24 protein-coding genes are annotated in these 25,849 nt (G+C 63.1%); 15 read left to right on the plus strand and 9 right to left on the minus strand.

Annotated elements, in window-relative coordinates:
- Nucleotides 1-63: 63 nt before the first annotated feature.
- Both ACMFWR_RS02730 and argS read right to left on the minus strand, forming a co-directional pair.
- On the minus strand, nt 64-837 hold the full coding sequence (locus ACMFWR_RS02730; RefSeq protein WP_413193509.1) for an SPOR domain-containing protein: 774 nt from the start codon (nt 835-837) through the stop codon (nt 64-66).
- Between the two features lie 46 nt (nt 838-883).
- On the minus strand, nt 884-2,689 hold the full coding sequence (gene argS / locus ACMFWR_RS02735; RefSeq protein ID WP_413193510.1) for an arginine--tRNA ligase: 1,806 nt from the start codon (nt 2,687-2,689) through the stop codon (nt 884-886).
- Between the two features lie 222 nt (nt 2,690-2,911).
- On the opposite strand from argS, the gene ACMFWR_RS02740 reads away from it, so the two are divergent.
- Nucleotides 2,912-3,238 carry a DUF1840 domain-containing protein gene (locus ACMFWR_RS02740; protein WP_413193511.1) on the plus strand — a complete coding sequence of 109 codons (327 nt, stop codon included), beginning with the start codon at nt 2,912-2,914 and terminating at the stop codon, nt 3,236-3,238.
- A 91-nt stretch (nt 3,239-3,329) separates the two neighbouring features.
- Nucleotides 3,330-3,620, plus strand: a complete 291-nt coding sequence (locus ACMFWR_RS02745; protein ID WP_413193512.1) for a PsiF family protein — start codon at nt 3,330-3,332, stop codon at nt 3,618-3,620.
- 180 nt (nt 3,621-3,800) lie between these two features.
- Here the strand turns inward: ACMFWR_RS02745 and metH are convergent, their stop codons facing one another.
- The 4 genes from metH to ACMFWR_RS02765 all read right to left on the minus strand — a co-directional run bounded on the left by metH (nt 3,801) and on the right by ACMFWR_RS02765 (nt 10,488).
- Nucleotides 3,801-6,536 (minus strand): methionine synthase, encoded by a 2,736-nt coding sequence (metH, locus tag ACMFWR_RS02750; RefSeq protein WP_413193513.1) that lies wholly within the window; start codon nt 6,534-6,536, stop codon nt 3,801-3,803.
- Nucleotides 6,533-7,600, minus strand: a complete 1,068-nt coding sequence (locus tag ACMFWR_RS02755) for a homocysteine S-methyltransferase family protein (protein WP_413193514.1) — start codon at nt 7,598-7,600, stop codon at nt 6,533-6,535. Before ACMFWR_RS02755 ends, metH begins: the two co-directional genes overlap by 4 nt.
- A gap of 315 nt (nt 7,601-7,915) precedes the next feature.
- A complete protein-coding gene (locus ACMFWR_RS02760; RefSeq protein WP_413193515.1) occupies nt 7,916-8,173 on the minus strand; it encodes a DUF3567 domain-containing protein in 258 nt (85 codons plus the stop codon).
- A gap of 743 nt (nt 8,174-8,916) precedes the next feature.
- Nucleotides 8,917-10,488 (minus strand): DUF3108 domain-containing protein, encoded by a 1,572-nt coding sequence (locus tag ACMFWR_RS02765; RefSeq protein WP_413193516.1) that lies wholly within the window; start codon nt 10,486-10,488, stop codon nt 8,917-8,919.
- 75 nt (nt 10,489-10,563) lie between these two features.
- On the opposite strand from ACMFWR_RS02765, the gene ACMFWR_RS02770 reads away from it, so the two are divergent.
- The 5 genes from ACMFWR_RS02770 to rfaE2 all read left to right on the plus strand — a co-directional run bounded on the left by ACMFWR_RS02770 (nt 10,564) and on the right by rfaE2 (nt 16,267).
- The gene (locus tag ACMFWR_RS02770; RefSeq protein ID WP_413193517.1) at nt 10,564-11,556 is read left to right on the plus strand and encodes a fumarylacetoacetate hydrolase family protein; all 993 of its coding nucleotides are present in this window, start codon (nt 10,564-10,566) and stop codon (nt 11,554-11,556) included.
- A 118-nt stretch (nt 11,557-11,674) separates the two neighbouring features.
- A complete protein-coding gene (locus ACMFWR_RS02775) occupies nt 11,675-12,649 on the plus strand; it encodes a PhaM family polyhydroxyalkanoate granule multifunctional regulatory protein (RefSeq protein ID WP_413193518.1) in 975 nt (324 codons plus the stop codon).
- Nucleotides 12,650-13,334: 685 nt separating this feature from the next.
- The gene (locus ACMFWR_RS02780; protein WP_413193519.1) at nt 13,335-14,423 is read left to right on the plus strand and encodes a MerR family transcriptional regulator; all 1,089 of its coding nucleotides are present in this window, start codon (nt 13,335-13,337) and stop codon (nt 14,421-14,423) included.
- A 413-nt stretch (nt 14,424-14,836) separates the two neighbouring features.
- Entirely contained in the window at nt 14,837-15,718 is an 882-nt protein-coding gene (locus ACMFWR_RS02785) for a ferritin-like domain-containing protein (RefSeq protein WP_413193520.1), read from the plus strand.
- Between the two features lie 66 nt (nt 15,719-15,784).
- Complete coding sequence (gene rfaE2, locus ACMFWR_RS02790; protein ID WP_413193521.1) at nt 15,785-16,267, plus strand: D-glycero-beta-D-manno-heptose 1-phosphate adenylyltransferase; 483 nt, start codon at nt 15,785-15,787, stop codon at nt 16,265-16,267.
- 121 nt (nt 16,268-16,388) lie between these two features.
- Here rfaE2 and ACMFWR_RS02795 read toward each other — a convergent pair whose 3' ends face one another.
- The 3 genes from ACMFWR_RS02795 to ACMFWR_RS02805 all read right to left on the minus strand — a co-directional run bounded on the left by ACMFWR_RS02795 (nt 16,389) and on the right by ACMFWR_RS02805 (nt 18,770).
- Complete coding sequence (locus ACMFWR_RS02795) at nt 16,389-16,805, minus strand: hypothetical protein (protein WP_413193522.1); 417 nt, start codon at nt 16,803-16,805, stop codon at nt 16,389-16,391.
- A 70-nt stretch (nt 16,806-16,875) separates the two neighbouring features.
- Nucleotides 16,876-17,805: a type III pantothenate kinase gene (locus ACMFWR_RS02800; RefSeq protein WP_413193523.1), complete on the minus strand. Its 930-nt coding sequence runs from the start codon at nt 17,803-17,805 to the stop codon at nt 16,876-16,878.
- A complete protein-coding gene (locus ACMFWR_RS02805) occupies nt 17,802-18,770 on the minus strand; it encodes a biotin--[acetyl-CoA-carboxylase] ligase (protein ID WP_413193524.1) in 969 nt (322 codons plus the stop codon). Before ACMFWR_RS02805 ends, ACMFWR_RS02800 begins: the two co-directional genes overlap by 4 nt.
- 424 nt (nt 18,771-19,194) lie before the next feature.
- Here ACMFWR_RS02805 and ACMFWR_RS02810 point away from each other — a divergent pair, with 424 nt between their 5' ends.
- The 8 genes from ACMFWR_RS02810 to ACMFWR_RS02845 all read left to right on the plus strand — a co-directional run bounded on the left by ACMFWR_RS02810 (nt 19,195) and on the right by ACMFWR_RS02845 (nt 25,771).
- Nucleotides 19,195-20,325: an MlaE family ABC transporter permease gene (locus ACMFWR_RS02810; RefSeq protein ID WP_413193525.1), complete on the plus strand. Its 1,131-nt coding sequence runs from the start codon at nt 19,195-19,197 to the stop codon at nt 20,323-20,325.
- Nucleotides 20,322-21,167 (plus strand): ABC transporter ATP-binding protein, encoded by an 846-nt coding sequence (locus ACMFWR_RS02815; protein WP_413193526.1) that lies wholly within the window; start codon nt 20,322-20,324, stop codon nt 21,165-21,167. Before ACMFWR_RS02810 ends, ACMFWR_RS02815 begins: the two co-directional genes overlap by 4 nt.
- Before the next feature lie 15 nt (nt 21,168-21,182).
- On the plus strand, nt 21,183-22,163 hold the full coding sequence (locus ACMFWR_RS02820) for an MlaD family protein (protein ID WP_413193527.1): 981 nt from the start codon (nt 21,183-21,185) through the stop codon (nt 22,161-22,163).
- A 21-nt stretch (nt 22,164-22,184) separates the two neighbouring features.
- Nucleotides 22,185-22,847 (plus strand): ABC-type transport auxiliary lipoprotein family protein, encoded by a 663-nt coding sequence (locus ACMFWR_RS02825; RefSeq protein ID WP_413193528.1) that lies wholly within the window; start codon nt 22,185-22,187, stop codon nt 22,845-22,847.
- A 37-nt stretch (nt 22,848-22,884) separates the two neighbouring features.
- The gene (locus ACMFWR_RS02830; RefSeq protein WP_413193529.1) at nt 22,885-23,220 is read left to right on the plus strand and encodes a (2Fe-2S) ferredoxin domain-containing protein; all 336 of its coding nucleotides are present in this window, start codon (nt 22,885-22,887) and stop codon (nt 23,218-23,220) included.
- A 14-nt stretch (nt 23,221-23,234) separates the two neighbouring features.
- Entirely contained in the window at nt 23,235-23,882 is a 648-nt protein-coding gene (locus ACMFWR_RS02835; protein WP_413193530.1) for an alpha/beta hydrolase, read from the plus strand.
- A 78-nt stretch (nt 23,883-23,960) separates the two neighbouring features.
- On the plus strand, nt 23,961-25,181 hold the full coding sequence (locus ACMFWR_RS02840; RefSeq protein ID WP_413193531.1) for a D-alanyl-D-alanine carboxypeptidase family protein: 1,221 nt from the start codon (nt 23,961-23,963) through the stop codon (nt 25,179-25,181).
- Nucleotides 25,182-25,495: 314 nt separating this feature from the next.
- Nucleotides 25,496-25,771, plus strand: a complete 276-nt coding sequence (locus tag ACMFWR_RS02845; protein WP_413193532.1) for a DUF493 family protein — start codon at nt 25,496-25,498, stop codon at nt 25,769-25,771.
- Nucleotides 25,772-25,849: the final 78 nt, after the last annotated feature.

The following is a 25,849-nucleotide window of genomic DNA, read 5'->3' on the forward strand; positions in this document are numbered from 1 at the left end:
GTCAGACGAACCGCGCGGGATTTGGTTCAGCCGCGCGGTTTGCCGGGCATCGCGAGCAGGGGCTTATTGCTGCGTATCCTTCTGGAAGCGGATGACGACCGTATCGATGCCGGCGTCGGCCAAGCGTTGCCGCGCCGAGTTCATATCGGCGAACTTGGTGAACGGGCCCACGCGCACACGGAAATAGGTCACCCCCGCGGCATCGCGTCGCGTGACTTTCGACTCGAAGCCCTGAAACGCGAGGCGCGCACGCTGCTGTTCGGCATCGCCTTCGGTCTTGTACGCGCCGACTTGCAGCAGGTAGCCCGAATTGGCGTCATTCGCGCCAGGTGCCGGTTGCGCACCCGGTGCGGGTTGAGCGCCCGGTTGGTTCGCGGCGTTCTGCGCCGGCTTGGCCGCCGGTGCCGTCGAGGCGGGCGGTGCGGCCGGAGCTTCAGCTGTCGGGCCGTTGCTGCCCGGCACGACCTTGGGTCCCTGAGCCTGCGCGGGCGGTGCCGACGACGGTTCCTCGATGATCTGCGGTTCGAGGTTCTGTCCGCCGGCCGCCGGGTTGTTCGCTTGCGGCTGGGGTTGCTGCGCGCCCGGAATCGCCTGGCCCGGCGACTTGCCTTGCAGCGAACGATTGAGGTCCACATCCGATGCGGCCGATGCATCGCTTGCGCCGCCGCCGGTGAGCTTGGCCACAAAAGGTGTCGGCGAGCGCGTGATATAGAGCGCGACGATCACCGCTATGGCGAGCCCGACGATCAGGCCGAGCACGATCCCGACAAAAGTGCCGCCGCCCTGCTTCGAAGGGGCACCGCCTTGTTTTGAACTGGTCCGACGTTTTGTTGCCATCGCGAAAGGGATTCCGGAAACGGTGATCGATTATAGACGCGCGTTGTTACATTTTTTCCGGCGCGCTCACGCCGATCGTCGCGAGGCCGTTGGCGAGCACCTGGCGCGTCGCCGCGAGCAGCGCGATACGCGCGGTGCGCAGCTCGGCATCGTCGACCAGCACGCGGTCCGCGGCATAGAACGAGTGGAACTCGCTCGCGAGGTCGCGCAGATAGAACGCGACGGCATGCGGAGCCAGTTCGTCCGCCGCGCGAGCGAGCATTTCCGGGTACTCGGCCAGGCGCTGGAGCAGCGACTGCGCGCGTTCGGTCGTGAGCGGTGCGAAGTCGGCGGTACCGAGCTTGGGCAACGCTGCGAGGTGGCCGCCGTGTTCCGCGACCCACGTGTTCAGAATCGAGCTGATGCGCGCATGCGCGTACTGCACGTAGTACACGGGATTCTCGTCGTTCTGCTTGAGCGCGAGATCGACGTCGAACACGAATTCCGTATCGGCTTTGCGCGAGATCAGGAAGAAGCGCACGGCATCGCGGCCGCGCAGGATGACCTCCGGCGTCGCGAACGTCGTGTCGCTTGCGTGCGCGTCGTCGGCGTTCGCGCCGCCACCCGACCAGACGATCAGGTCGCGCAGCGTCACATAACTGCCCGCGCGCTTGGAGATCTTGACCTCCTTGCCGTCGCGCATGACCGTGACCATCTTGTGAAGCACGTAGTCGGGATAGCCCTTCGGAATGCCGAGGTTCAGACCTTGCAGGCCCGCGCGAACACGCGCGATCGTGCCGTGGTGGTCGGTGCCCTGAACATTGATCACCTTCGTGAAGCCGCGTTGCCACTTGGTCAGGTGATAGGCGACGTCGGGCACGAAGTACGTGTACGTGCCGTCGGTCTTGCGCATCACGCGATCCTTGTCGTCGCCGTCGTCGGTCGTGCGCAGCCACAGCGCGCCATCGAGCTCATAGGTCTTGCCCGACGCGATCAGCCGTTCGACGGCTTCTTCGACACGGCCTTCCGTGTAGAGCGACGATTCCAGGTAGTAGCAATCGAACACGACGCCGAACGCCTGAAGATCGAGATCCTGCTCGTGGCGCAGATAGGCCACGCCGAATTTGCGGATCGCGTCGAGATCGGCGATGTCGCCGGATGCCGTGACCGGCTCGCCATCCTTGGCGGATACCGTTTCGCGGTTCAGATAGTCCTGCGCGATGTCCGCAATGTACTCGCCGTTGTAGGCAGCCTCGGGCCAGTTGGCGTCGCCGGGCTTCTTGCCCTCGGCGCGCGCGAGCACCGACGCGGCGAGATTGCCGATCTGCACGCCGGCATCGTTGTAGTAGAACTCGCGGTGCACGTTCCAGCGCTGGGTTTCGAGCAGCTTCGCGAGTGCGTCGCCAAGCGCAGCCTGGCGTGCATGGCCCAGGTGAAGCGGGCCGGTCGGGTTGGCCGACACGAACTCGACCATGACCTTCTCGCCGGCGTGCGGTGCGTTGTCCGGCGCAAAGCCGAAGCGTGCGCCCTGCACGAGGATGTCACCAACGACAGCCTGCTTCGAGCCCGCGGACACGCGCAGGTTGATAAAGCCCGGACCGGCGATTTCGATCGCGTCGATCAGGCCCGCCGAACGCGGATCGGCTTGCGCGACATCGGCGATTTTTTGCGCGAGTTCGCGCGGGTTCATCTTCAGCGGTTTGGCGAGCTGCATCGCTAGGTTGCTCGCCGCGTCGCCGTGTGCGGCGACTTTCGGACGGTCGAGCGAGATCGAGGGCGGTGCTGGCGGGGTCTCGAGGCCGGCGTCGGCGATCAGCTTCGCGGCGGCGTCAGCAAGAATGGATTCGATCGTTTGGCGTTGTTGGGGCAGCATAAAGGCTCGGCAAAGCAGCTTGGACAGCGCCTGGACTGGGAAGTGCTGCACAATCGGACAAGCCGCATCTGGCGGCGAACCGGTCGGCGCGTCAGCCCGTCAGGCGTCGGAAAAAGCGAGTTTATCAGGTGCTATGATGGAAACTCACATGCGACGCATGCGCGAGCGCGTCGTATGCAGCCCCGTCGACCTGTGATGCCACAACAATATCGAGGAGTTTTCATGCTGATCACGTTCAAATCGACCGCGGCACCCGAAGTCATCATGCTCGATAATCTTGCCCAGTATTTGCTGGGGATTATCGGCAAGCATCTCGGCGAGCGCGGCGTCATTACCCACGGTGAACTGCCTGTCGCCATCGAAAAGCTCGAGGCCGCGATCCTCGTCGACAAGGATGCAGAAGCGCATCACGACGCGCTCCATCACCGCGAAGACCCCAATCACCATCACCATGAAATGCCGGTCGGTCTCGCGCAGCGCGCGTTTCCGTTTCTCGACATGATGCGTGCCTCGTTGCGCGACAAGGCCGATATTCTCTGGGGCGTTTGACGTCAAAAGGTAGGGTCTGCGCGGTGGCGCCTTACATTTAATTCAGGCTAAGCTTGGTGGCCGTTCAGACTTTTTCCCTTGGGAGGGTACGATGCGCCAAGCTCTAGCCGTAGTCGCCGCGACGCTTGCACTGAGCGTTTCGCTGCCGTGTCTGGCGAGCAGCCAGACCGACAAGATGACCGATTGCAATAAGCAGGCTGCCGGCAAGAAAGGCGATGAACGCAAGGCGTTCATGAGCCAGTGTCTGTCGAGCGCACCCGTCGCGGCCTCCGCGCCGATGACGCAGCAGCAGAAGATGACGGACTGCAACAAGCAGGCTGCAGGGAAAAAGGGCGACGATCGCAAGGCATTCATGTCGTCATGCCTGAGCAACAAGGGCTGACGCAAAACCAGAACATGCGGCGCCAGACCATGCATTGCCAGACCGTCGGGCGGTTGGACGATCGGTGAGATCTCGCAGGCGATTGGAAAGCAAAACAAAAAAGGCACGGCACACTGAAGTGGGCCGTGCCTTTTTCTTTGGCGAATCGTCGGCGAATTCCGGTAAGGATTCACTTACATCCTAGAGATTCGGCGAGAGTGCGCGCCGGGCATTGTCGAGCGACACATCGGCACGTCGCGCATAGTCTTCAAGCTGGTCCTGACCGATCTTGCCGACCGAGAAGTACGTGCTGTCCGGGTGCGCGAGATAAAAACCCGACACGCTCGCCGCCGGCAGCATCGCCAGCGATTCCGTGACAGTCATATGAATCGTGTGACAGTGCAGCGCGTCGAACATCGGCTTCTTGACGGTGTGATCCGGGCACGCCGGATACCCCGGGGCCGGCCGGATACCCAGATACTTCTCCGAGATCAGTTCCTCGTTCGAGAACGTCTCGTTCGGCGCATAGCCCCAGAGGTCCGTACGTACACGCTCGTGCATGCACTCGGCGAATGCCTCGGCAAGCCGATCCGCGAGTGCCTTGAGCATGATGGCGCTGTAGTCGTCGTGGTCGGCGAGGAACTGTGCTTCCTTCGATTCGATACCGAGCCCCGCGGTTACCGCGAACACGCCGATATAGTCGGCGACACCCGATTCCTTCGGCGCAATAAAGTCGGCGAGGCAGCGATTCGGGCGACGCACGCCGTCCACGACCGGCCGCTCCGTCTGCTGACGCAGATTGCGCCACGTCAGCGCGACCTTGGTGCGTGAATCGTCGGTATAGATCTCGATATCGTCGTCGTTCACCGTATTGGCGGGCAGCAACGCGACGATGCCGTTGGCCTTGAGCCAGTGGCCCTGAATGAGGCGCTCGAGCATCTTCTTGCCGTCAGCGAAGACCTGGCGCGCCGATTCGCCGACGATCTCGTCATCGAGGATCGCAGGGTAGGGGCCGGCGAGGTCCCATGTCTGGAAGAACGGACCCCAGTCGATAAAGCGCGCGAGTTCGGCGAGGTCGAAGTTTTCGAATACGCGGCTGCCGACGAACTTCGGCTTGACCGGCGTATAGCCCGACCAGTCGATCTTGTGCTTGTTGTCGCGAGCCTGCTCGAGGGTGACCATCGGCACGGCTTTGCGATTCGCGTGCTGTTCGCGAATGCGGACGTAGTCGGCCTTGAGCTCTTCGACGTAGCGCGCCGCGCCTTCATCGGACAACAGGCTTGAAGCGACCGACACCGAACGCGAGGCGTCGGGCACGTAGACCACCGGACCATCGTAGTTCGGTGCGATCTTGACGGCCGTGTGCACGCGCGAGGTCGTCGCACCGCCGATCAGCAGCGGAATATTCTGTTCGCGGAAGTGCTCGTCGCGTTGCATTTCCGATGCGACGTAGGCCATTTCCTCGAGACTCGGCGTGATCAGCCCCGACAGGCCGACGATGTCGGCGCCTTCGGCCTTGGCCGTCGCGAGAATCTCGGAGCAGGGCACCATCACGCCCATGTTCACGACGTCGAAGTTATTGCACTGGAGCACGACCGACACGATGTTCTTGCCGATGTCGTGCACGTCGCCCTTGACCGTCGCGATGACGATCTTGCCCTTCGATCGGACGTCGGCGCCGGCTGCTTCGAGCTGGCGCTTTTCTTCTTCGATAAACGGAATCAGGTGGGCCACCGCCTGCTTCATCACGCGCGCCGACTTGACGACCTGGGGCAGGAACATCTTGCCCGCGCCGAACAGGTCGCCGACGATATTCATGCCGTCCATCAGCGGCCCTTCGATCACCTGGATCGGGCGCGTGAACTGTTGCCGCGCCTCTTCGGTATCGTCGACGATAAACGTCGTGATGCCGCTGACGAGCGCGTGTGCCAGACGCTCGTTGACGGGCTTCTGGCGCCATTCAAGATTGTCTTCGCGCTTGGCCGCGCCGCCCTTGAACTTGTCGGCGATCTCGAGCAGGCGCTCGGTCGGCGTGAGTTCGCCTTGAACTTCGCGGTTGAGCACGACATCTTCGACGCGTTCGCGCAGGTCTGCATCGAGGTCTGCGTAGACGCCGAGCTGGCCCGCGTTGACGATGCCCATGTCCATCCCCGCCGCCACGGCGTGATAGAGGAACACCGTGTGAATCGCCTCGCGCACGGGCTCATTGCCGCGGAACGAGAACGATACGTTCGACACGCCGCCGCTGACCTTCGCGAAGGGCAGATTTTCCTTGATCCAGCGCGTCGCGTTGATGAAGTCAACCGCGTAGTTGTTGTGTTCCTCGATGCCGGTCGCGATGGCAAAGATATTCGGATCGAACACGATGTCTTCGGGCGGGAAGCCGACCTCGTCGACGAGGATCCGGTAGCTGCGTGCGCAGATCTCGGTCTTGCGCTCGTAGGTGTCGGCCTGACCCTTTTCGTCGAAGGCCATCACGACTGCAGCGGCGCCGTACCGCTTGATCAGCCGCGCATGGTGCTTGAACGGTTCGACGCCTTCCTTCATCGAGATCGAATTGACGATCGCCTTGCCCTGCACGCATTTGAGCCCGGCTTCGATGACTTCCCACTTCGAGGAGTCGATCATGATCGGCACGCGCGCAATATCGGGCTCGGAAGCGATCAGATTCAGAAAGCGGACCATCGCCGCTTTCGAATCGAGCATCGCTTCATCCATATTGATGTCGATGATCTGCGCGCCGTTCTCGACCTGCTGGCGCGCGACAGCCAGCGCCTCGTCGAACTGGCTGTTCAGGATCATGCGTGCGAACGCCTTCGAACCCGTCACGTTGGTGCGTTCGCCGACGTTGATGAAGAGCGATTCGGCGTCGAAATTGAACGGCTCAAGCCCCGAGAGGCGTGTCGGATTCTTCGGGCGATTGGAGTCGAGGGTCATGCAACGTCCCGGTATTGTTGTGGCCACTGGCGAGGTTGGACATCGGCGAGCTTCTTTGCGATCTCGGCGATGTGGGCAGGCGTGGTGCCGCAGCAGCCGCCCGCGATATTGACGAGGCCGGAACTCGCGAATTCGTGAATCAGGCCCGACGTGATATCGGGTGTTTCGTCGAAACCGGTGTCGCTCATCGGGTTGGGCAGGCCCGCGTTCGGATAGCACGACAGATAGCAGTCGCAGAGCTTCGCGAGCTCGGCGATGTACGGGCGCATCAATGCCGCACCGAGTGCGCAATTGAGTCCGAACGTCAGCGGCTTCGCATGGCGCAGCGAGTTCCAGAATGCCTCGACGGTCTGACCCGACAGAATCCGGCCCGACGCGTCCGTCACCGTCCCCGAAATCATGATCGGCAGCAGCTCGCCGGTGTCCTCGAACAACTGATCGAGTGCAAACAGCGCGGCCTTCGCGTTCAGCGTGTCGAAGATCGTCTCGACGAGAAACACATCGGCGCCGCCATCGAGCAGCGCCTTGGCTTGCTCGTAGTACGAGTCGCGCAATTCGTCGAAGCTCGTATTGCGGGCACCCGGGTCGTTGACGTCGGGAGAAATGCTTGCGGTCTTGGGCGTCGGTCCGATCGCGCCGGCGACAAAACGCGGTTTGTCGGGTGTCGAATACTTGTCGCAGGCCTCACGCGCGAGACGTGCCGATTCGAGATTCATCTCGGCCGCGAGGTCTTCCATCTGATAGTCGGCTTGCGCGACTCGCGTCGCGCCGAAGGTATTCGTCTCAATGATGTCCGCGCCGGCGGCCAGATACTGTTCGTGAATTTCACGAATGATCTGGGGCTGCGTCAGCGACAGCAATTCATTGTTGCCCTTGATATCGCGATTCAGGTCAGCGAAGCGCGTACCGCGATACGCGGCTTCGTCCAGCTTGTATTGCTGGATCATCGTCCCCATCGCGCCATCGAGGATCAGAATCCGCTGCGGGAGCAGCTCGGCCATCCGCGCACCGCGCGTATAGCGGCGCGCAGTGGCGGCCTTCGGTAATGAGATCGCTTCGCTCATGATCGTTCCATCGGGTCCATCGATTGAATCGCCGGGCAGCCCGCATTGACGCGGTCTGGCGGCCGTTTGCGCAAAGCACGCAAACCGGGCAGACCGGCATTTTACCGGGTGTGACGGGGCTTCACATTTGGATACAAAGCCAAAGGGATGCGTGCGCCATCAGGAGCGGGCGGCTCTTCCAATGCGAAGGCCCCGTCCGCCATGCGGAACGGGGCCTTTTTTTCGAGCAGACGCGGATACCTGCACGCGCTAGCGTAGCCGAAGTACTCCGATTATCAGCGCCTCAACATCACGTTCGACTCACGCGTACCCGCCTCAGTGCAACACCACCGGCTGCTGCATCAGGCTATCGAATTGACCGAGGAACTCGTCGACCTCATCGAGGGACGGCTGCGTTTCGATCAGCTTCTGGACGTGCTCGCGAAAACGGGCCGCCATAAAGCCATCGATGTACAGCTCTTTCTGCAGATTCTTGTCGACGATCTCGTAGCCGCCGGAGGTCAGTGCGACGTTGTCTTCTTGCGCGGGAAACTCGACGACACAATAGTTCGGGCTGTTATAGATCATTTGCATGGCGACGCTCCTTTTCCTGCTGCTCGATTCACGGTTAAACCGTAAATGGAGCGGGTTGATCGGAATTCAAGAGGTCGACCCGGACGCGCCCGCCTGCGCCGCTTCCGAATCTACAATTTCGACTCTGCTGTGTAGAAACGTTTTCAGCATAGTCGCAAATCCAGGCCACTGCAGTGAGACACCGCACGCATCCGTGCCCGACGTGTCTCAAGTTGCGCGATGGCAACGTCCGATAGGCCGATTGTTCACACTACCGGTGATCGTGGGTACCGGCTTTCACAATCTGAGCATATCAGCGCAGTTGTTGTTCCCGGTCCTCACTGGATGCAATCGGTACCGCACGTAACCTCATGGCCTCGCCCTTAGCCGCTTAACGCGCGTGACCATGATGCCGATGACAGCACACTGCGGTCCTGCACGCAGCACGCGCTGTAACCAAAAGTAAACGCGCGGACTGCTTGTGTTGCATGAACCGTTGCGTGCGTCCTTATACAGAATAACGGTGCCAACTCGCGTTGGCTTTAGGGTTATCTCGTTCAAACGCATGTTGTGCGTGTCGTTGTTGCGCTCACCATGTGTCGATACCAGACAGGCGGTGGACAAAGCATCGGTCATGGGGAGTCCTATATGGTGTGGCGCATGGGTGTGCCGCATGTTTCGCGCCGTATCGCTAAACGAGGGGCGTTGAACGCATCGACGCAGGGGTCTCGACTTGCGTGTGAAGTCGTACAACGTGTACGCGGCTATCGATGGGTCGCGTCGCGTGATGTGTCGCTTTCGCTCGGCGTAGCGTCGGGGGCGCTCGATGCGTCAGACGGAGCGGGAGCGTTTTCGTTCTCCTGCGCCGAAGGCTCGTGCGCGTCGTCATGCAATGTCGATCCCGCAAAGCGGAGTTCGATTTGCGTGCCGTCGGGTTCGGTCTGCAGGAAGCGAATGGGGAGCCAGCCAAGCGAAGGCGCCAACCATACATCCACCTTGCGGCGGTCACCTTCATGACGCGGCAACCGCGTGAAATGGCGCGCCGGTACGAAGCCCATATTGGTATGGACCGTCTCATCGCCGACCGTTTCGATGGGCCAGAGTTCGCCACTATCGTTATCGAGTACAAAAAATTCACGGGTGACCCCGGGGGTAAAACGCGACGGATTGCCGCGCACGAGACTCGATAGCTGCATGAACATGCTGAACCGATCTTGCGCGCCGGCGGGCAAGTCCACATTGGCAGGGGTCCGCGTGAAGCTCACGTGCGGTTTGCCATCGGGCACATCGCGGTCGAACGTCGTGACATCAGTACCGCGTCGGCCATGTTGTTCCGTGTAACGCGTCGGTGACAGACCGTATGCATCGATCCGACCTTCACTGATATACGAATACGTGCCGACGAACGGCAACGGTATCGAAACGATCATTTGATACGTCGATCCGTCGGTCGCCCAGTGAATCGTACCGGTCGGGTTTTGCATGCCGTTGTAAAAGCTCTCGTATCGCAAGTCGCTCGATGGCGGTAATGAGAACTTCTCGCCTTTGGATGCATTGGCTGCGTGTGCCGCAATACCGGGGACCGAGCCCGACGCCGCGCCACTGCTCATGTCGTGATCGTTCGTCGCCGTGGCTGAAGTTGCCGAGGCCGATGCGTTGGCGTCAGCCGGTGAAGAGGCTGCGGATGCGACGGATGGCGTTGATGCAATCGATGCATGGGAGGCCGCTGTCGATGCAGATGCATCGACCGTCGATGAGGATGCAGCGGAGGGCGTCGACGCCTGAGCATCGGGCGCATGTTCCGTCGAACGCTCGTCGCGCGGGCGGTCTTCGCTCGACGAGCGAGACGTGCGTGCAGTTTTCGTCGGCGATGTCGACGCAGACGGAGTGGGTTTCGCCTGATTGGCCGCGCGAGTTGCATGAGTCGCATGAGTCGCGTGCGCCGTGTCCGGCGGGCGTCGCGGCGCCGTTTGCGCAGGCGCACGTGATGGCGCGCCGAAGTGCGCTTGTAACGCGCTGTGATTCCCGGCGCCGGTATCTGCTTGACTCTCCGTGGACGTCGAGGGCGCAGGGGGCCGCTGCGATGGCGCAGTCGCGTCCTGCGTTGCCTGCGGATGACGGGCCGACGCATCGGTCACTGCCTGCGGCTTGAGCAACGCGACTTGCACCGGCACGTGCGACGCGCCTTCATGCGTATCGGCAATGCGTGTGGCGCGGATGACCCAGACTCCCGCAAGGAAGTGCAGCACCAGCACGACGGCAAGGGCGAGAGTCCAGAGGAGCCAGCGGTGAGAGGGGCGAACGTGAAGCGGTTCGATGGCGGTCAGGGGCGTCATGCGCAGTTCGGGGAGCGGCCGCAGTCGGGTCCACTTGTAGAATACCCGGATTCCAACTAGTTCCCTTGTTACCCCATGAAGCTGGCCACCCTCAAAGATGGCACCCGGGACGGACAATTGATCGTCGTCTCGCGCGATTTGCGTTATGCGGTCATCGCCGATTCGATCGCACCGACCCTGCAGCGCGTACTCGACGACTGGAACTTTTACGCGCCCCAACTTCAATCGCTGTACGAGACGTTGAACCAGGGGCGTGCGCGCAACGCTTTCGACTTCGAGCCGGAATCGTGCATGGCGCCGCTGCCGCGTGCGTATCACTGGGCAGACGGTTCGGCGTATGTGAATCACGTCGAACTCGTGCGCAAGGCGCGGGGCGCCGAGATGCCTCCGGAATTCTGGACCGACCCGCTGGTCTATCAGGGCGGCAGCGACGACTTTATCGGTGCGCAGGACGATATCGTCTGCGTGTCGGAAGATGACGGCATTGATTTCGAAGCCGAGGTCGCCGTGATTGCGACCGACGTGCCGATGGGTACCGCGCCTGACGCCGCGTTGCGAGCGATTCGCCTGGTGATGCTCGTCAACGACGTGTCGCTGCGAAACCGGATTCCGGCTGAACTCGCGAAGGGCTTCGGCTTCTACCAAAGCAAGCCTGCGACCGCGTTTTCACCGGTTGCCGTCACACCCGATGAACTCGGCGAAGACTGGCGCGAAGGTCGCGTGCACCGGCCGCTGACCGTGCACTGGAACGGCAAGCGTGTCGGGCAGCCTGAGTGCGGCACGGACATGGTGTTTCACTTCGGGCAATTGCTTGCGCATCTCGTCAAGACGCGCAACGTGCGCGCCGGCACGATCGTCGGCTCGGGCACGATCTCGAATACCGATCGCTCGAAAGGCTATGCATGCATCGCTGAAAAGCGCATGCTCGAAACGCTCGAGCATGGGGAGCCCAAGACAGGCTTCATGCAGTTCGGCGATCGGGTGCGTATCGAGATGTTCGACACGAACGGCAAGTCGATTTTTGGTGCGATCGAGCAAGCGGTCGCACCGCTCGATCGCGTCGCGTAAGCCGCTGCATCTGAACGCAATAACGCAGTATGTTGGCGCGAAGCCGAGCCTGGTAACCGCGCCTGGACTGTGCCCTGACTGCGCCCTGAGTGCGCCGTGAACTGAGCTGGGGGAATCGATGACTGAGTCCGCAGGTACGCCGTTTGGCTATGACATGTTCGAAAAGATGTGGGGCATGTTTCGCAGTGGTCCGTTTGCGATGGCAGGCATGACGCCGGGCACACCGTCGCTGTCGATGATGTCGGATATGGTGACGCCGATGACGAGTGTCGAGGAGCTCGACAAGCGTATCGAGGAAATGCGCGCGGTCGAGCAGTGGCTCAAGCTCAATCTCAACATGCTGCAATCCGCGACGCAGGCGCTCGAAGTGCAACGCGCGACATTGGCGACGCTGCGTGCGTTCGGTGCGTTCGCGCAGTCGTCGGTTGCGGCTGCAGCCGAGGCAGGCGCAGCGGTGACACGCGAATCGACCAAAGCGGCCGAGACGGCGGCGGAAGCCGCGCGCAAATCCGCTTCGGGTGCGGCGGGCAACGCGAGCGGGTCGGCCAGGACCGGTGCAGCGAGCGATGCGGCGTCGGGCAGTGCTGGCGCATCGTCGGGCTCACTGGGTCAGCAGACGGCGCAGGGAGAGGCGTCGTCTTCACAGGCGAATCCGATGGCCGGCGCGTTTAACCCGAATGGCTGGTGGAACCTGTTGCAGACGCAGTTCAATCAGATCGCCAGCCTGGCCGCAGCGAGTGCACAAGCGGGTGCAGCCGCGGCAAGCGCGGGGACGCCGGCAAGCGCCGGTGCAGGCGGCTCGGAGCCCAAGGCAGGGGCGGGCAGCGCCAAGGCCGCGGCCAAGCCGTCCGCACGGGACAGCAGCACGACGCCTGCCGGTTCCGACGCGGCAGGGGCCGGCAAGCCGGCAAGCAAAGCGGCGAGCGCGCCGACGGCGAAAACGGCCGTGAAGCCGGCGCAATCGGCACGCGCTGATGAGCCGGCATCGCCCGGTGGCGCGGGCGCGACCGGGCGCGGCTCGAAGGATCCGGACAGCCGCGCAGCAAGTTCAAAGAAAGCAAAGCCGGCCGGGAACGGCGCCAAGAAGGCCTAGCGATCGTCGGACCGCCCGGGCGGCTAGCAACGGCTCGTCAGACGGCCGACGCTGTGGGACGTGGGTGTCCGGTCCGCGTCAGTGCACCGCGGATCAGCGACGCAGGGCGACGGCTCAGCGCGGCGGCTCGCCATGGCAGCTCAGCGTGGCGACTTGGCACGACGACTCTGCGTCATATGTAACTGCGCGCGACACGTTCAGCGTAGATGCCGACGAGGTCTGAAACCACGTGAGGTACACAAAGGCGCAGGTGATGCGGGTGCGTGCGAAGCGAGCGGCTTGCGCACGGCTTCGCCCATTGTCGTTCCCGCGACGGCGGAGTTCGCCGTCGTGTGTCCCTCTGTTGCGGCGCCGGTCGCGACTTTGTGGCGTCTCTGGTAGGGTGGCTTCGATACACGCAGATGCTGCGCGCCGGTCAGCGATCGAGAGGCGCGCGGAAGACCGCGTAGAGTGGACATTCGTCTAATTTGTCGTGGACAAAATTGTCATTTCGTCGACGGCATGTGATCTGCAGCGGCCTATAATAGGTCATGACGTCTTTATCCGGATTTTTTGTCCAGGTCAGACTATGCACATCGATCCGAACAGTCCCGACTCTCCCCGCCAACCGGACGACGCCACCGGTGCGAAGGATGCTCACTCTTCAGGCTTCGATTCCGGCGCGATCGACGGGGCCGGAGCGCACTTGAACGCCGACTCGATTCGAAACACCGCTTCAACTGCAGGCGCGTCGCAGGCCTCACCGGCCGATGCAGACGGCGCCGCCAGCGCGGACGGCGCGGCCGATGCGGACGCCGTGGCTGACCACGACCCCGATCAGGTGGACGGCGTAGCTAACGGGCACGGTGATTCGAGCGTGGCCGGTGCCTTGGGAATCGGCGTGATTGCCCGCGAGATCGGCCTGACGAAGGACACGTTGCGCGTGTGGGAGCGCCGTTATGGCTTTCCGCAACCGCTGCGCGCCCATGGCGGCGAGCGTGTCTATCCGGCGGAGCAGATCGAGCGGCTCAAGATCGTCAAGCGACTTCTCGACGGCGGCCATCGTCCGGGCAAGATCATGCGGCTCCCGCTCGAAGCGTTGCAGCAGCTCGCCGGATCGGCGACGCCGCGCGCCGGCGTGCTGCCCGACGATGTGCTCGATGCACTTGTCGATCTGCTGGCGGCAGGCCAGGTCGGCGAAGTCCGCAAGGCGCTCGCCCAGCGGCTGCTCGCATTCGGCCTCGGGCGATTTGTGCTCGAGACCGCCGCGCCGTTGTCGACGCGCGTCGGCGACGCATGGGCAAGCGGCAAGATCCAGGTTTATCAGGAACATTTGTTCAGCGAGGTCCTTCAACACCTGCTGCGGGGTGCGATGAACCTGATGCCCGACGCGCGGCAAGACGCCGATGCGAGGCCACGGGTGCTGTTGACCACGGTGCCCGGCGAGCAACACGGGCTCGGGCTGCTGATGGCCGAAGCCATGCTCATGCTGTCGGGCGCGAGTTGCATTGCACTCGGCACGCAGACGCCGTTGCTCGAAATCTGCGCGGCCGCACAAGCGCAGCGCGCTGACGTTGTTGCCCTGTCCTATTCGGAGGTTATGGGCATGCAGGACGTGTGGACCGGGCTTGGCGAATTGCGCGACCGCCTGCCAACCGGCACGCACATCTGGGTCGGTGGATCATCCGCGGCGCTCGCGCGGCGCACGCTGTCGGGTATCGAGCATGTCCCGGCGCTCGGTCGCGTCGACGAAGCGGTCATCGGCTGGCGCAAGCGTCAGGTCGCTGCGAGCTAGTTGCGCGAATGCCACACACCGCGCAGGTCGCCGCAGCGACGGGCCGGTTCGGGCGTCCCTATGCCGCGTTGCTTACGCTTGGATAACGCCGCAGAAAATCGGATACTACGGGCGATTCCAATATTCCCCACATATAAAAGCTGGATCCAGGTCAAGAATTTCGACTCTGGCGGCATGCTAAAATCGGCGGATTTCTCGCAACTTGGGGCGGATGCATGCCCGGGCGAGTCGGCGCTCGAGCAGGCCGAAAATCCTCGGAACGTGGCATCTGTCATGCATTTTGCTGCGTAAAATATTTTAGAGCCGACTTTGCGCAAACGGGTTGGCGGGCGCTTGATCAGGCGGAAGGCGTCGCACGCATGCGATAGCGCGTCTTCGGCCCTGAGGCACAGCGCTGGATAGGGGTGGGAAAAATGGAAACGATGCTTTACCCGGAACTGTACAAATCTCTCGAATCGGTCCGATGGGACATGGCCAAGGACATCCCGTGGGAGAGTTTCGACGCATCGAAGTTGTCGGACGAGCAGGCCAAGACGATCAAGATGAACGCGATCACCGAGTGGGCGGCGTTGCCGGCCACCGAAATGTTCTTGCGCGACAACCACCACGATAGCGACTTCTCGGCGTTCATGAGCGTCTGGTTCTTTGAAGAACAGAAGCACTCGCTCGTGCTCATGGAATATCTGCGCCGTTTCAAGCCGGAGCTGGTGCCGACCGAGGAAGAGTTGCACGCTGTGCGCTTCACGTTCGACCCGGCGCCTCCGCTCGAGACGCTGATGCTGCACTTCTGCGGCGAAATCCGCCTGAACCACTGGTATCGCCGTGCGGCCGAATGGCACACGGAGCCGGTTATCAAGGCCATTTACGAAACCATCTCGCGCGACGAAGCCCGTCATGGCGGTGCTTACCTGCGCTACATGAAGAAGGCGCTCGTGAACTTCGGCGACTCGGCGCGTGCCGCGTTCGCGAAGATTGGCGTGCTGATGGCGTCGGCCCGCCGGACCGAAAAGCCGCTGCACCCGACGAACCTTCACGTGAACCGCGATCTGTTCCCGCGCGACACGGTGCAATCGCGTCTGCCCGACCCGGAATGGCTCGAGCACTGGCTCGACGAGCAAATCCGCTTTGATGACAGCTGGGAAAAGAAGGTCGTCGAGCGCATTCTGCACAACCTGTCGGTGCTGTTCGAGCGCACGTTCACGACGGCGCAGGAGCTCAACCGCTATCGCAAGGAAATCGTGGGTCGCCTTCAAGCCTCGGGTAACGAGGAAGATCAGGCTCAACAGCCAGCCTGATGCGGCGTCACCGCCATCCGATCAAAGCCCGTCGCCGACGGGCTTTTTCTTTATTCGACTATTCCGATGCCTGCTCCCTTTGAACGCAAGATCGTGACGCGCGAGCACCTTGCTGCGCAGCGTCCCTCCCTGACGGGTCCGGTTGTCTTTACGAACGGCGTGTTCGATATCCTCCATCGCGGCCATGTGACCTACCTCGCCGATGCGCGCGCGCTGGGCGCGACATTGATTGTCGGCGTCAACAGCGATGCGTCAGTACGCACGCTGGGTAAGGGTGACGATCGCCCCATCAATGCCGAGGCCGACCGCATGGCGTTGCTTGCGGCGCTGGAAAGCGTCGACTGGGTCGTGATGTTCGAGGAATCGACGCCGGTCGAGCTGATCGGCGAACTGCGTCCTGACGTGCTCGTCAAGGGCGGTGACTACAACATGGATGTGCTGCCTGAGTCGGCACTCGTCAGAGGGTGGGGCGGCAAGGCACTCGCGATTCCGTTTGAGCACCAGCGCTCGACGACGTCGCTGCTCAAAAAGGTGCGCGCGGCAACCTGACGGGATTCGCTGCCGTCACGGCGAGCATGGCCACTCGCCTTGTGTTGCACGGGGCGGCGCCAACCTTGTGAATGAGCGTGAGGGGAGTGTCGCGTCCGTCGCCGTGCGCCGGACCGCCGGATCAGTGACCTTGCGAAGCTGCCTGGGCCGGAGCCGCTGCCGGCGTTGACGCGGCTGACGGGGCGGCTTGCGACGGGGCGCTGCTGGCAGTAGCAGGCGTTGCCGTTGCGGACGATGCCGACGGCGCGCTCGCGGCAGCGGGTTCGCTGGCCGATGCGCCCGCGCTCGATGCCGCTGCGGACTCTGACGCAGTCAACGCCGCCGACGCCGGAGCCGATGTATCAACCGGCGCCCCGACGATCGCCGTCGATGCCGGCGCGGCCGCGAGCTGGACATCCAGATGTTCGGGATGGACCTGGCTGCTCGAATGACCCGGTTCGAGGTCGCCGGCAGACGGCAGGGGGCCGAAGGCGCCGCTCACCGCAGCAAATGCCGCGAGATTCGCGATAAGCAGAAATGCGATCACCCAGCGCAACATCGTTCGACTCCTTCGTTGTGTATTCGGTTAATCGTACCGTCGTCTTATCTTGCCGCTTCGGTCGCCATCTTCATGGGCGCATTTCGCGAGCGATCAAGGCGAGACCGGCGAGTACGAGCCCGTCGTGCCGCGTGAACGGAACGCGCAGCGCTTCACCGATCGCGTCAGCGGCGCCGCCGCCAAGAATGCAGCGTACCGTTCCGCCGAACAGGGTCTGCGCCTCACGCCACGCATATTCGATAAACGCTGCCTGCGCCGCGCGGCTGCCCTCGCTGAGCGAAGTGCGAGTATCGCACGCGAATGCGCCGCCATTGTGTTCCGTCGCATCCAGTGCACGGAGCGCGCGCCGCGCATCGGACGCATCCAGCGACGGAAGCTGAGCCGTGCGCTGACCGAGCGACTCCATCATCAACGACCAGCCGGGGGCGATCAGGCCACCGGCGAAGAAGCCGTCGTCGCGCAGCGCCTCGACGGTGGTGGCCGTGCCGAGTGTGGCGATCAGCAGGTGTTCGCCCGGATAAGCGGCGTGCGCACCGATCATGCCGCACCATCGATCGGTGCCGAGCTCGGATGGCGTGCGATAGCCGTTCGTCACACCGGCGCGCCGCTCGGTCGACCGTACCCATTCGCAATGCAGTCCCGGCCACGTGCGCTCGATCAACTCGGTGATCCGCGCCGCGCCGTCGCTACCCGCGACGTTCGAGATGACTGCACGATCCGGCCTGGGTGCCTCAGTGAGCGCCACCTGCACAGACGACACGGACGACCCGGCGCCATGGTCGAAGACCCCCGAGGCGAGCGATCCAGCGGGTGTTCCGGGCTGGACGACTGCCGGCCCAGCCTCAACGACTGCGGGCGCAACCCCAACCGCCGGCCCAGCCCCAACCGCGGGCCCGGCCCCAACCGCGGCTGCCCCGGCTTCAACCACCGCTGCACCGGTCTCCACCACCGCCCATTTGACCCGGCTATTGCCCGAGTCGACCAGTAGCGCGCGGCTCATGCGGCGCGCAGCGAAACGTCGCCGCTCGAAATCGTGCGCAACCCGTCATCCGTTTCGATAAGCAAGTGCCCGCTTTCATCAACGCCCCGGCTGATCCCCTGTGTCGGTCGATCGCCGCCTTCGTAGAGCGCCACCGGCAGGTTCCGGTAACTGTCCGCCTCACACCATGCGGCGCGCAATGGCGCAAAGCCGCGCTCACCGAAAGCGTCGAAGGTGGCCCCCAGCGCATTGAGCAGCCGGGCGAGCAAATCGGTCATCGACGGCTCCGGCCAGATCGCATCGAGGGCGGTTGGTGGCGTCGGCGGAGCGCTCAAGGCCGATACCGGCGTCGCGTTCGCGTTCGCCTGACGTGCCTGATCAACCTCTCGTGCAATCGTCGCGGCACCGCGCAAGTTGATGCCAATGCCCACGACGAGCGCTGTCGAGTCACGTGTGCTCGCCGCCGTTTCGATCAGGATGCCCGACACCTTGGCGCCGTCGACGAGGACGTCATTCGGCCATTTGAGAGTCACGCGTGCCGCATCGACCGGAGATTCGCGCAGTACCTCTCGTAACGCATCGTGCACGGCCAGCCCGACGGCAAGACTGAGCCCGCCGAGCCCTTCAATGCCTCTGGGCAGCCATCCACCGACCGAGAACAGCAGGGCATCGCCCGGTTGGGCGACCCAGCTCCGTCCGCGGCGACCGCGACCGGCGGTCTGTTCGTAGGCGACCTTGACGCGCGCCTTGGCGAGCCCGGCGCTTCCCGGCGTAGCGAGGGCAGCGGAACCACGCGACGCAGGTTCAGGAGGCGTGCGTTCACTGCGCAGGGCTTCGAGCAGGTCGGCATTCGTCGACGTCGTCTGCTCGACGACTTCGATCGGCCACGCGCGAGCCGGCGATGACAATTGGCGCTCCAGCCGGTCGCGATCGATCGCGCGCAGCGGATGAAGGGTCGGCTCGAGGTCAGGAGGAACGGCGGACATTGAACTCTTGATAAAGCAAACAGGTTAATGATCGATCGCGGACGCCGTGGATCGATGGCAGACGCCATGGATCCATGGTGGACTGCCATGTCTGCCACGGCCCCGGCTTGCCGAGGCACAAACGTTGCGACAGCATGGGCAACTCGCGCGGGCGCCGGGCGGCCGGGCTCAAGCCGAATCATCTGCTGCCGTCATACGTTTTGAATACTGTGGCGAAGACAGCGAGCCGCGTGGAACGGGCAACCGTGAAATCACTCGCTTGCCGACATGCGAGACGCGACTCATGCAGCTATTGTAACGATCGATACCCGGGCTCGCGCCTTAGCCAGACGGACGATTGGTGTGTTCGTCGATTGCGCCATGAAAGCGGTTCGATACAATGCCGCGAGCACCGACCCATTCAACGCGTTCATCGGCCACCCATTTGGATTTCGACACTCCTCCGCAACTGCAGATCGACTCGGGCGCTGATGGCCCGATCGTGCGACTGTCCGGGCAATGGACCGCGCTGGCGCTCGCGATCGATCAGCGCAAAGGTGGCGTGAGCCGCAAGATGCAGCTCATGGCGCACGCCCATGCTCACGAATGGGACCTGTCGGGTATCGAGCGACTCGACCATTCGGGCGGGCAGGCGCTCTGGCGGGTCTGGGGGCGCAAGTGGCCGACGACGGTCCGGCTGACGGACATGCAGCGGCAGATCTTCGACCGGATCGCGGCCCTCGACGCACAGTACGAGCGCCCCGAGGGCCCCGAGCGGATCGACCTGGTCACCGGCCTCGGCTTTGCCATCTTCAAGTTCCTGCATCACATGACCGATGGCATTGGCTTGTTCGGCGGGGTCATCGTCGACACGTTTCATATCCTGCGAGGTGCGCGGCGCGTTCCCTGGAGCGACGTGTCGGCCAATATCTATTCGGCCGGCGCGCGCGCACTCCCGATTACTGCGCTGGTCGGCTTTCTGATCGGCATCGTCCTGAGCTATCTGTCGTCGCAACAGTTGCGGACCTTCGGCGCGAGCACCTATATCGTCAATGTGCTCGGCCTCACGATCATTCGCGAACTCGGTCCGGTGCTCGCGGCCATTCTTGTCGCGGGCCGCTCGGGCTCCGCAATCACCGCGCAAATCGGCGTGATGCGCGTGACCGAGGAACTCGATGCGATGCAGGTGATGGGCATCCCGCACAGCCTTCGCCTTGTCTTTCCGCGAGTCGTCGCGCTTGCCGTGGCGATGCCGTTGCTGGTGATCTGGACCGATATCATTGCCTTGCTCGGCGGCGCGATGGCCGCGCACTTCGCGCTCGACATCGATATGAGCCTGTTTATCCACCAGTTGCCCAACGTCGTGCCGATTCGCAACGTGTGGATCGGCCTGCTCAAAGGCGTGGTGTTCGGCGCGCTGATTGCATTGACCGGGTGCCACTTCGGGTTTCGTATCAAACCCAATTCCCAGAGCCTCGGCGAAGGCACGACGTCATCTGTTGTTGCCTCGATTACAGTCGTGATCCTCGCCGACGCCGTGTTCGCGATCATGTTCCAGCGTGTGGGGTTGCGATGACGCGTCCTGCATCGTTCCCTCCCGCTATCGAAGTCCGCGGCCTGCTCAAGCAGTACGGCCCGGCGGTCATTCACGAGAATCTCAATTTCGAGGTTCATCATGGCGAAGTGATCTCGCTGGTCGGCGGTTCGGGCTCGGGCAAGACCACACTGATTCGCCAGATCCTCGGACTCGAAGCGCCGACCTCCGGCACAATTCGCGTGCTCGGGATGGATCTTGCGAAGCTCACCGAGCGCGACGCGAAACTGATTCGTGCGCGCTCGGGGATGTTGTTCCAGCGTGGCGCGCTCTTTTCCGCAATGTCGGTGTTCGACAATATCGCGCAGCCGATTCGCGAACTCGGACATGTGCCGCCCGATCTGCTTCACGATCTCGTGATGCTCAAGATCGAAATGGTCGGGCTATCCACGCGCCATGCGCAGAAGATGCCCGCGGCATTGTCGGGGGGCATGATCAAGCGCGTCGGCATCGCGCGCGCGATCGCGCTCGAACCGGAGCTGTTGTTTCTCGACGAGCCGACGGCGGGGCTCGATCCGCAGGCGTCGGAAGAGTTCGTCGAACTCATTGCGTCGTTGCGACGGGCGCTGGACCTCACCGTCGTCATGGTCACGCATGATCTCGACACAATGACTTCGCTATCGACGCGGGTCGCCGTGCTCGCCGATCGCAAGGTCATCGTCAATGCGCCGCTCGAGCAGGTTGCCAACGTCGAACATCCGTTCATTCAAGAATATTTCCTCGGTGCGCGCGGACGGCGTGCATTGCAGGCGCTGCCGGCGGACCGGCGCGCCCAATTGCCCGAGGCCGCGTTCGAGCCGGTACCGGCCGATATCGCGCGCTAGGGGAGACAGGACGCCATGGAAAACAAGTCACACGCATTCTGGGCCGGCGCCTTTACGCTGGGGTTACTCGCGGTCGTGGTGCTCGTGATCGCGTGGTTCAACCACGATCGCGCGGTCCGCATTCCCTATGACCTGATCGCCAAAACGAGCGTGACGGGGCTCAACCCCGACTCGATCGTCCGGTATCGCGGCATCCCTGTCGGCAAGGTCCGTACGATCCAGTTCGATCCGAAGTCGCCGGGCATCATCATCGTGCGCATCGCCGTGAACCCCGATACGCCGATGACGCATTCGACGTTCGCCACGCTCGGCTATCAAGGTGTGACGGGCCTGGGCTTTGTGCAACTCGATGACAACGGCGCCGATCCGACGCCGCTGCCGTCATCTGAAGCCCATGTCGCGCAACTCACGTTGCGCCCCGGCCTGCTCGACGATCTCCAGAAGCGCGGCGCCGACATGATCAAGCAGATGGAGCAGGTGACCGTGTCGCTGAACCGCATGCTCAACGATCAGACGCGCGAGCAACTGCTGCACACGCTGCAAAGCGTGCAGCACGCGGCCGACGGCATTACGACGCTCACGAAGAATGCCAACCCTGCTGTCGCCAAATTGCCCGAGACGATCTCCAAGCTCAATGGCACGCTCGATTCGGTGCATACGCTGGTGGGCACGATGAACAGCCCGCAGGGCCCGCTGATGACCAACCTCAACAAGGTCGGCGATGCGGCGAGCCGTGCTGGCGCCGCGGTCACGCAGCTCAGCGACTCGGTCCAGTCGATGAGCTCGACGCTCAACTACGAGACCTTGCCCCGGATCGCGACACTATCCGACGACATCCGGGTCGCGACGCAGTCGTTCAATCGTGCGGCCGATACGTTATCGAGCAATCCTCGTGGCCTCCTGTTCGGGCAACCGGCGCCGGCGCCGGGTCCCGGCGAGGCGGGGTTCAATTGGCCGGCTGCTCCGACGGCGCCGACTGCCGCGGGAACGAAATAACCGATGACTGGAACTTCCATCATGCGACGCAGAACTTCCGCCTCCACGGCTTTTCATAGGGCCACTCGAATCGTCTGGCGCCCTGCGGCATTGGCCGCCACCGTCTCGCTCGTCGCGTTGACGCTGATTGCCGGCTGCTCCACGGGCGGCGGCAACGCGCCCGCTCCGCTTGCGCGATACGACTTCGGTTCGCTGCCTGACGAGACGACGCTCGCCAAGCCGCTCGCGACGCCGATTCGCGTGGCCGCCGTATCGGCGCCGGCCGCGTTGAGCACCGATGCATTCCAGTATCGGCTTGGCTATGCCGACGATCGGCAGACGCATGCGTATGCATCGGCCCGCTGGACGATGCCGCCGCCGCAACTCTTTACGACGCGCTTGCGGGAGCAGCTCGCCAAGCAGGGGCATGTGCTCGATACGAGCGATGGCGGCCCGACAGTGCCCGTGCTCAAGGTCGAGCTCGACGAATTCGCCCAGGTGTTCGACCAACCCGGCTCGAGCGCGGGACGCGTGCGCGTGCGCGCAACGATCCTGCACGGCAGCGCGCTGATCGCGCAGCAGACATTTATCGGCACCTCTCAGGCATCGTCGGCCGATGCGGCGGGCGGCGCCCGCGCGCTGGGCCTGGCCAGCGATGCGGTGATCACTCAACTGATCACGTGGTTGTCGACGCAGAACCTTTAGCCCGCTTCACTAAACGAACTGTATTCACGCATTCATCATGGCTGCCTATTTCGAACATCACGTTTTCTTCTGCCTGAATCAACGCGACCCGGGCGAGCGTCAAAGCTGCGCCAATTGCGGATCGCAGAAGATGCAGGAATACGCCAAGAAGCGCATCAAGCAGCTGGGGCTCGCGGGTCCCGGCAAGGTGCGCATCAACAAGTCGGGCTGCCTCGATCGCTGCGAGGAAGGTCCGGTCGTCGTGATCTACCCGCAGGGCACGTGGTACACGTACGTCGACGAGGCGGACATCGACGACATCATCGATTCACATATCGTGGGCGGGAAAGTCGTCGAGCGCTTGCTGCTCGATCCGGTCGATTCGAATCAGTAAGAGGTATGGCCTGAATGAATGCCTATACCGAGAAGTATCTGATCGAGGGTCCCGTGGGCAAGATCGAGGTCGCGCTCGATCTGCCCGATGCCGTTCGCGAGCAGGGCGCCGCGCCGCGCGGCATTGCGCTCGTCGCGCATCCGCACCCGCTGTACGGCGGGACGATGGACAACAAGGTCGCGCAAACGCTCGCGCGCACGTTCGTCGGCCTCGACTACATCGTGATGCGGTCCAATTTCCGTGGCGTGGGCCAGACCGAAGGCACGCACGATCAGGGCAACGGGGAGCAGGACGATCTGCTTGCGGTGTTCTCACATCTGCGCGAGAAACACGGCGGCGATGGCCTGCCGTTTGTCCTGGCCGGTTTTTCGTTCGGCACGTTTGTGCTGTCGCACGTCGCCGAGCGGCTCGCCCAGGCGGGCACGCCTGCGCAACGACTGGTGTTCGTCGGCACCGCCGCCAGCAACTGGCAGGTGGCCAACGTGCCGCAGGACACGATCGTGATCCACGGCAACGAAGACGACACCGTGCCGATTCAGTCCGTCTACGACTGGGCGGCGCCGCAAGAGTTACCGGTCATCGTGATTCCGGGCGCGGAACATTTTTTTCATCGAAAACTTCATATCCTGCGTCGCGTGATCACCGAGGCGTGGCGCGTATAATCCTGCAGACCTCGCGATGCCGCGAACGGCGCGGCCGCTCCCCGCGCCACGTTTTTCAGCACGACTGACCTATACCCTATGCGCTTGACTGTTCCTCGCCTTACGACGTCTTTCGGCGTCCCTGTCCGTGCCGTTCGAGCAACGGCTCTTGCCCTGACCTTCCTGCTGCCCCTGACCGCCGAGGTCGCGCACGCTCAAGTGCCGCCGCCCGCCGTCACTGCGCGCTCGTGGGTGCTGGTCGATGCGACGAGCAACCAGATGCTCGCTTCGGGCAATTCGGACGAACGTGTCGAGCCGGCATCGCTGACCAAGCTGATGACGGCGTATCTCGTGTTCGATGCGCTCAAGACGAAGAAGATTTCGATGGAGCAGACCGTCGTGCCGAGCGAAGCCGTGCGTCGCGTCGGCACCGATGAATCGCGCATGTTCATCGAGGCCAACAAGCCCGTGACCGTGCACGATCTCGTCTACGGCATGATCATCCAGTCGGGTAACGATGCCGCGATCGCGCTGGCCGAACTCGTCGGCGGCAGCGAAAGCAACTTCGTCACCATGATGAATGCCGAGGCGCAAAAGCTCGGCATGACGCATACGCATTATGGCGACGTCAACGGCATGCCCGATCCGAATCACTACACGACGGCGGGCGATCTCGCGATCCTGTCGACGCGTCTGATTCGCGACTTTCCGGATTACTACTCGATCTTCTCGATCAAGGAATTCAAGTACAACAACATCAAGCAGCCGAACCGCAATCGTCTGCTGTGGATCGATTCGACCGTCGATGGCCTGAAGACCGGCCACACGCAAGCCGCCGGCTACTGCCTGATCGCGACGGCCAAGCGTCCGCTGCCCGCATCGCCCGATATCTCGCGCCGCCTGGTCGTCGTCATGATGGGCGAGCCGAAGGAATCGGACCGCGTGCAGGACAGCCTGAAGATGCTCCAGTACGGCTACACGGCCTACGACGCGGTGCGTTATTACAAGCCGGGTCAGGTCATCGATACGGCGCGCATTTACAAGGGCGCGCAATCGACGGTCAAGCTGGGTGTCAACGTCGACAACCTGATCACCGTGCCGAAGGGTTCGGCGGACAAGCTCAAGCCGATCGTGTCGTACAACCAGCCGCTGATCGCCCCGCTGACGGTCGGTCAGACCGTCGGTACGGTCAAGATCCAGGCCGATGGCAAGGACGTCACGCAGTACCCGCTCGTCGCGCTCGAAGCCGTGCCGCAAGCCGGTATCGTGGGCCGCCTGTGGGACTCGATCATGCTGATGTTCAAGAAGAAAGCGGGCTAAGGTATTGCTCGAGGGGCGCCACCTGAGCGCCCCGATACAACGCGCCCCGGTGGCGTCATCGTGACGCCACTTGAAAATTGGGGTGCGCTACCCATATTCGTTCATCGAAAGGCCAGTCGGCGTCGATGACATGCGCAGTGCGGACGAAGTGCTGCAGACGCCGGCAAGCCCGGAAGCCCCCCTCGCTTCATACTGGTCCGATGCGTCGACGAGCAGCGTGACCCGGGAGAGGCATCCTGGCCCGGTCCGTGCGGCATAACAAGCCGCCCACCCGCGTGCGAGAACACGCGAATTTGCACGAAAAAGGATTCGACATGGCTGCTACTCCCACTGATGACTCGCTGTTCGAGTTTCCGTGTGACTTTCCGATCAAGGTCATGGGCAAGTCACATCCCGAGTTCACCGAGACGATCGTTCTCGTGATCAAGGAATTCGACGATGAATTCCACAGCGGACGCATCGAGTCACGTCCGTCGAGCGGTGGAAACTACACGGGCCTGACCTGCACGGTGCGCGCGGTGAACCGCGCGCAGCTCGACGATATTTACCGGGCGCTGTCGTCGCACCCGATGGTGTCGGTCGTGATGTGATGGGGGAGACGCGGTGCGCGCGACCGGGTGGGTTGCACGCACCGGGTTGCAGTACCCCTCGCGGCGGATCGTTGCGGG

Origin of the sequence: Pararobbsia alpina (genome assembly GCF_965118125.1) — a bacterium.
Taxonomy (GTDB): Bacteria; Pseudomonadota; Gammaproteobacteria; order Burkholderiales; family Burkholderiaceae; genus Pararobbsia; species Pararobbsia alpina_A.

Bases quoted from the DNA above. Each gene is read 5' to 3' on its own strand.
- ACMFWR_RS02730 (WP_413193509.1), bottom strand. From the start codon at position 837: ATGGCAACAAAACGTCGGACCAGTTCAAAACAAGGCGGTGCCCCTTCG.
- argS (WP_413193510.1), bottom strand. From the start codon at position 2,689: ATGCTGCCCCAACAACGCCAAACGATCGAATCCATTCTTGCTGACGCC.
- ACMFWR_RS02740 (WP_413193511.1), top strand. From the start codon at position 2,912: ATGCTGATCACGTTCAAATCGACCGCGGCACCCGAAGTCATCATGCTC.
- ACMFWR_RS02745 (WP_413193512.1), top strand. From the start codon at position 3,330: ATGCGCCAAGCTCTAGCCGTAGTCGCCGCGACGCTTGCACTGAGCGTT.
- metH (WP_413193513.1), bottom strand. From the start codon at position 6,536: ATGACCCTCGACTCCAATCGCCCGAAGAATCCGACACGCCTCTCGGGG.
- ACMFWR_RS02755 (WP_413193514.1), bottom strand. From the start codon at position 7,600: ATGAGCGAAGCGATCTCATTACCGAAGGCCGCCACTGCGCGCCGCTAT.
- ACMFWR_RS02760 (WP_413193515.1), bottom strand. From the start codon at position 8,173: ATGCAAATGATCTATAACAGCCCGAACTATTGTGTCGTCGAGTTTCCC.
- ACMFWR_RS02765 (WP_413193516.1), bottom strand. From the start codon at position 10,488: ATGACGCCCCTGACCGCCATCGAACCGCTTCACGTTCGCCCCTCTCAC.
- ACMFWR_RS02770 (WP_413193517.1), top strand. From the start codon at position 10,564: ATGAAGCTGGCCACCCTCAAAGATGGCACCCGGGACGGACAATTGATC.
- ACMFWR_RS02775 (WP_413193518.1), top strand. From the start codon at position 11,675: ATGACTGAGTCCGCAGGTACGCCGTTTGGCTATGACATGTTCGAAAAG.
- ACMFWR_RS02785 (WP_413193520.1), top strand. From the start codon at position 14,837: ATGGAAACGATGCTTTACCCGGAACTGTACAAATCTCTCGAATCGGTC.
- rfaE2 (WP_413193521.1), top strand. From the start codon at position 15,785: ATGCCTGCTCCCTTTGAACGCAAGATCGTGACGCGCGAGCACCTTGCT.
- ACMFWR_RS02795 (WP_413193522.1), bottom strand. From the start codon at position 16,805: ATGTTGCGCTGGGTGATCGCATTTCTGCTTATCGCGAATCTCGCGGCA.
- ACMFWR_RS02800 (WP_413193523.1), bottom strand. From the start codon at position 17,805: ATGAGCCGCGCGCTACTGGTCGACTCGGGCAATAGCCGGGTCAAATGG.
- ACMFWR_RS02805 (WP_413193524.1), bottom strand. From the start codon at position 18,770: ATGTCCGCCGTTCCTCCTGACCTCGAGCCGACCCTTCATCCGCTGCGC.
- ACMFWR_RS02815 (WP_413193526.1), top strand. From the start codon at position 20,322: ATGACGCGTCCTGCATCGTTCCCTCCCGCTATCGAAGTCCGCGGCCTG.
- ACMFWR_RS02820 (WP_413193527.1), top strand. From the start codon at position 21,183: ATGGAAAACAAGTCACACGCATTCTGGGCCGGCGCCTTTACGCTGGGG.
- ACMFWR_RS02825 (WP_413193528.1), top strand. From the start codon at position 22,185: ATGCGACGCAGAACTTCCGCCTCCACGGCTTTTCATAGGGCCACTCGA.
- ACMFWR_RS02830 (WP_413193529.1), top strand. From the start codon at position 22,885: ATGGCTGCCTATTTCGAACATCACGTTTTCTTCTGCCTGAATCAACGC.
- ACMFWR_RS02835 (WP_413193530.1), top strand. From the start codon at position 23,235: ATGAATGCCTATACCGAGAAGTATCTGATCGAGGGTCCCGTGGGCAAG.
- ACMFWR_RS02840 (WP_413193531.1), top strand. From the start codon at position 23,961: ATGCGCTTGACTGTTCCTCGCCTTACGACGTCTTTCGGCGTCCCTGTC.
- ACMFWR_RS02845 (WP_413193532.1), top strand. From the start codon at position 25,496: ATGGCTGCTACTCCCACTGATGACTCGCTGTTCGAGTTTCCGTGTGAC.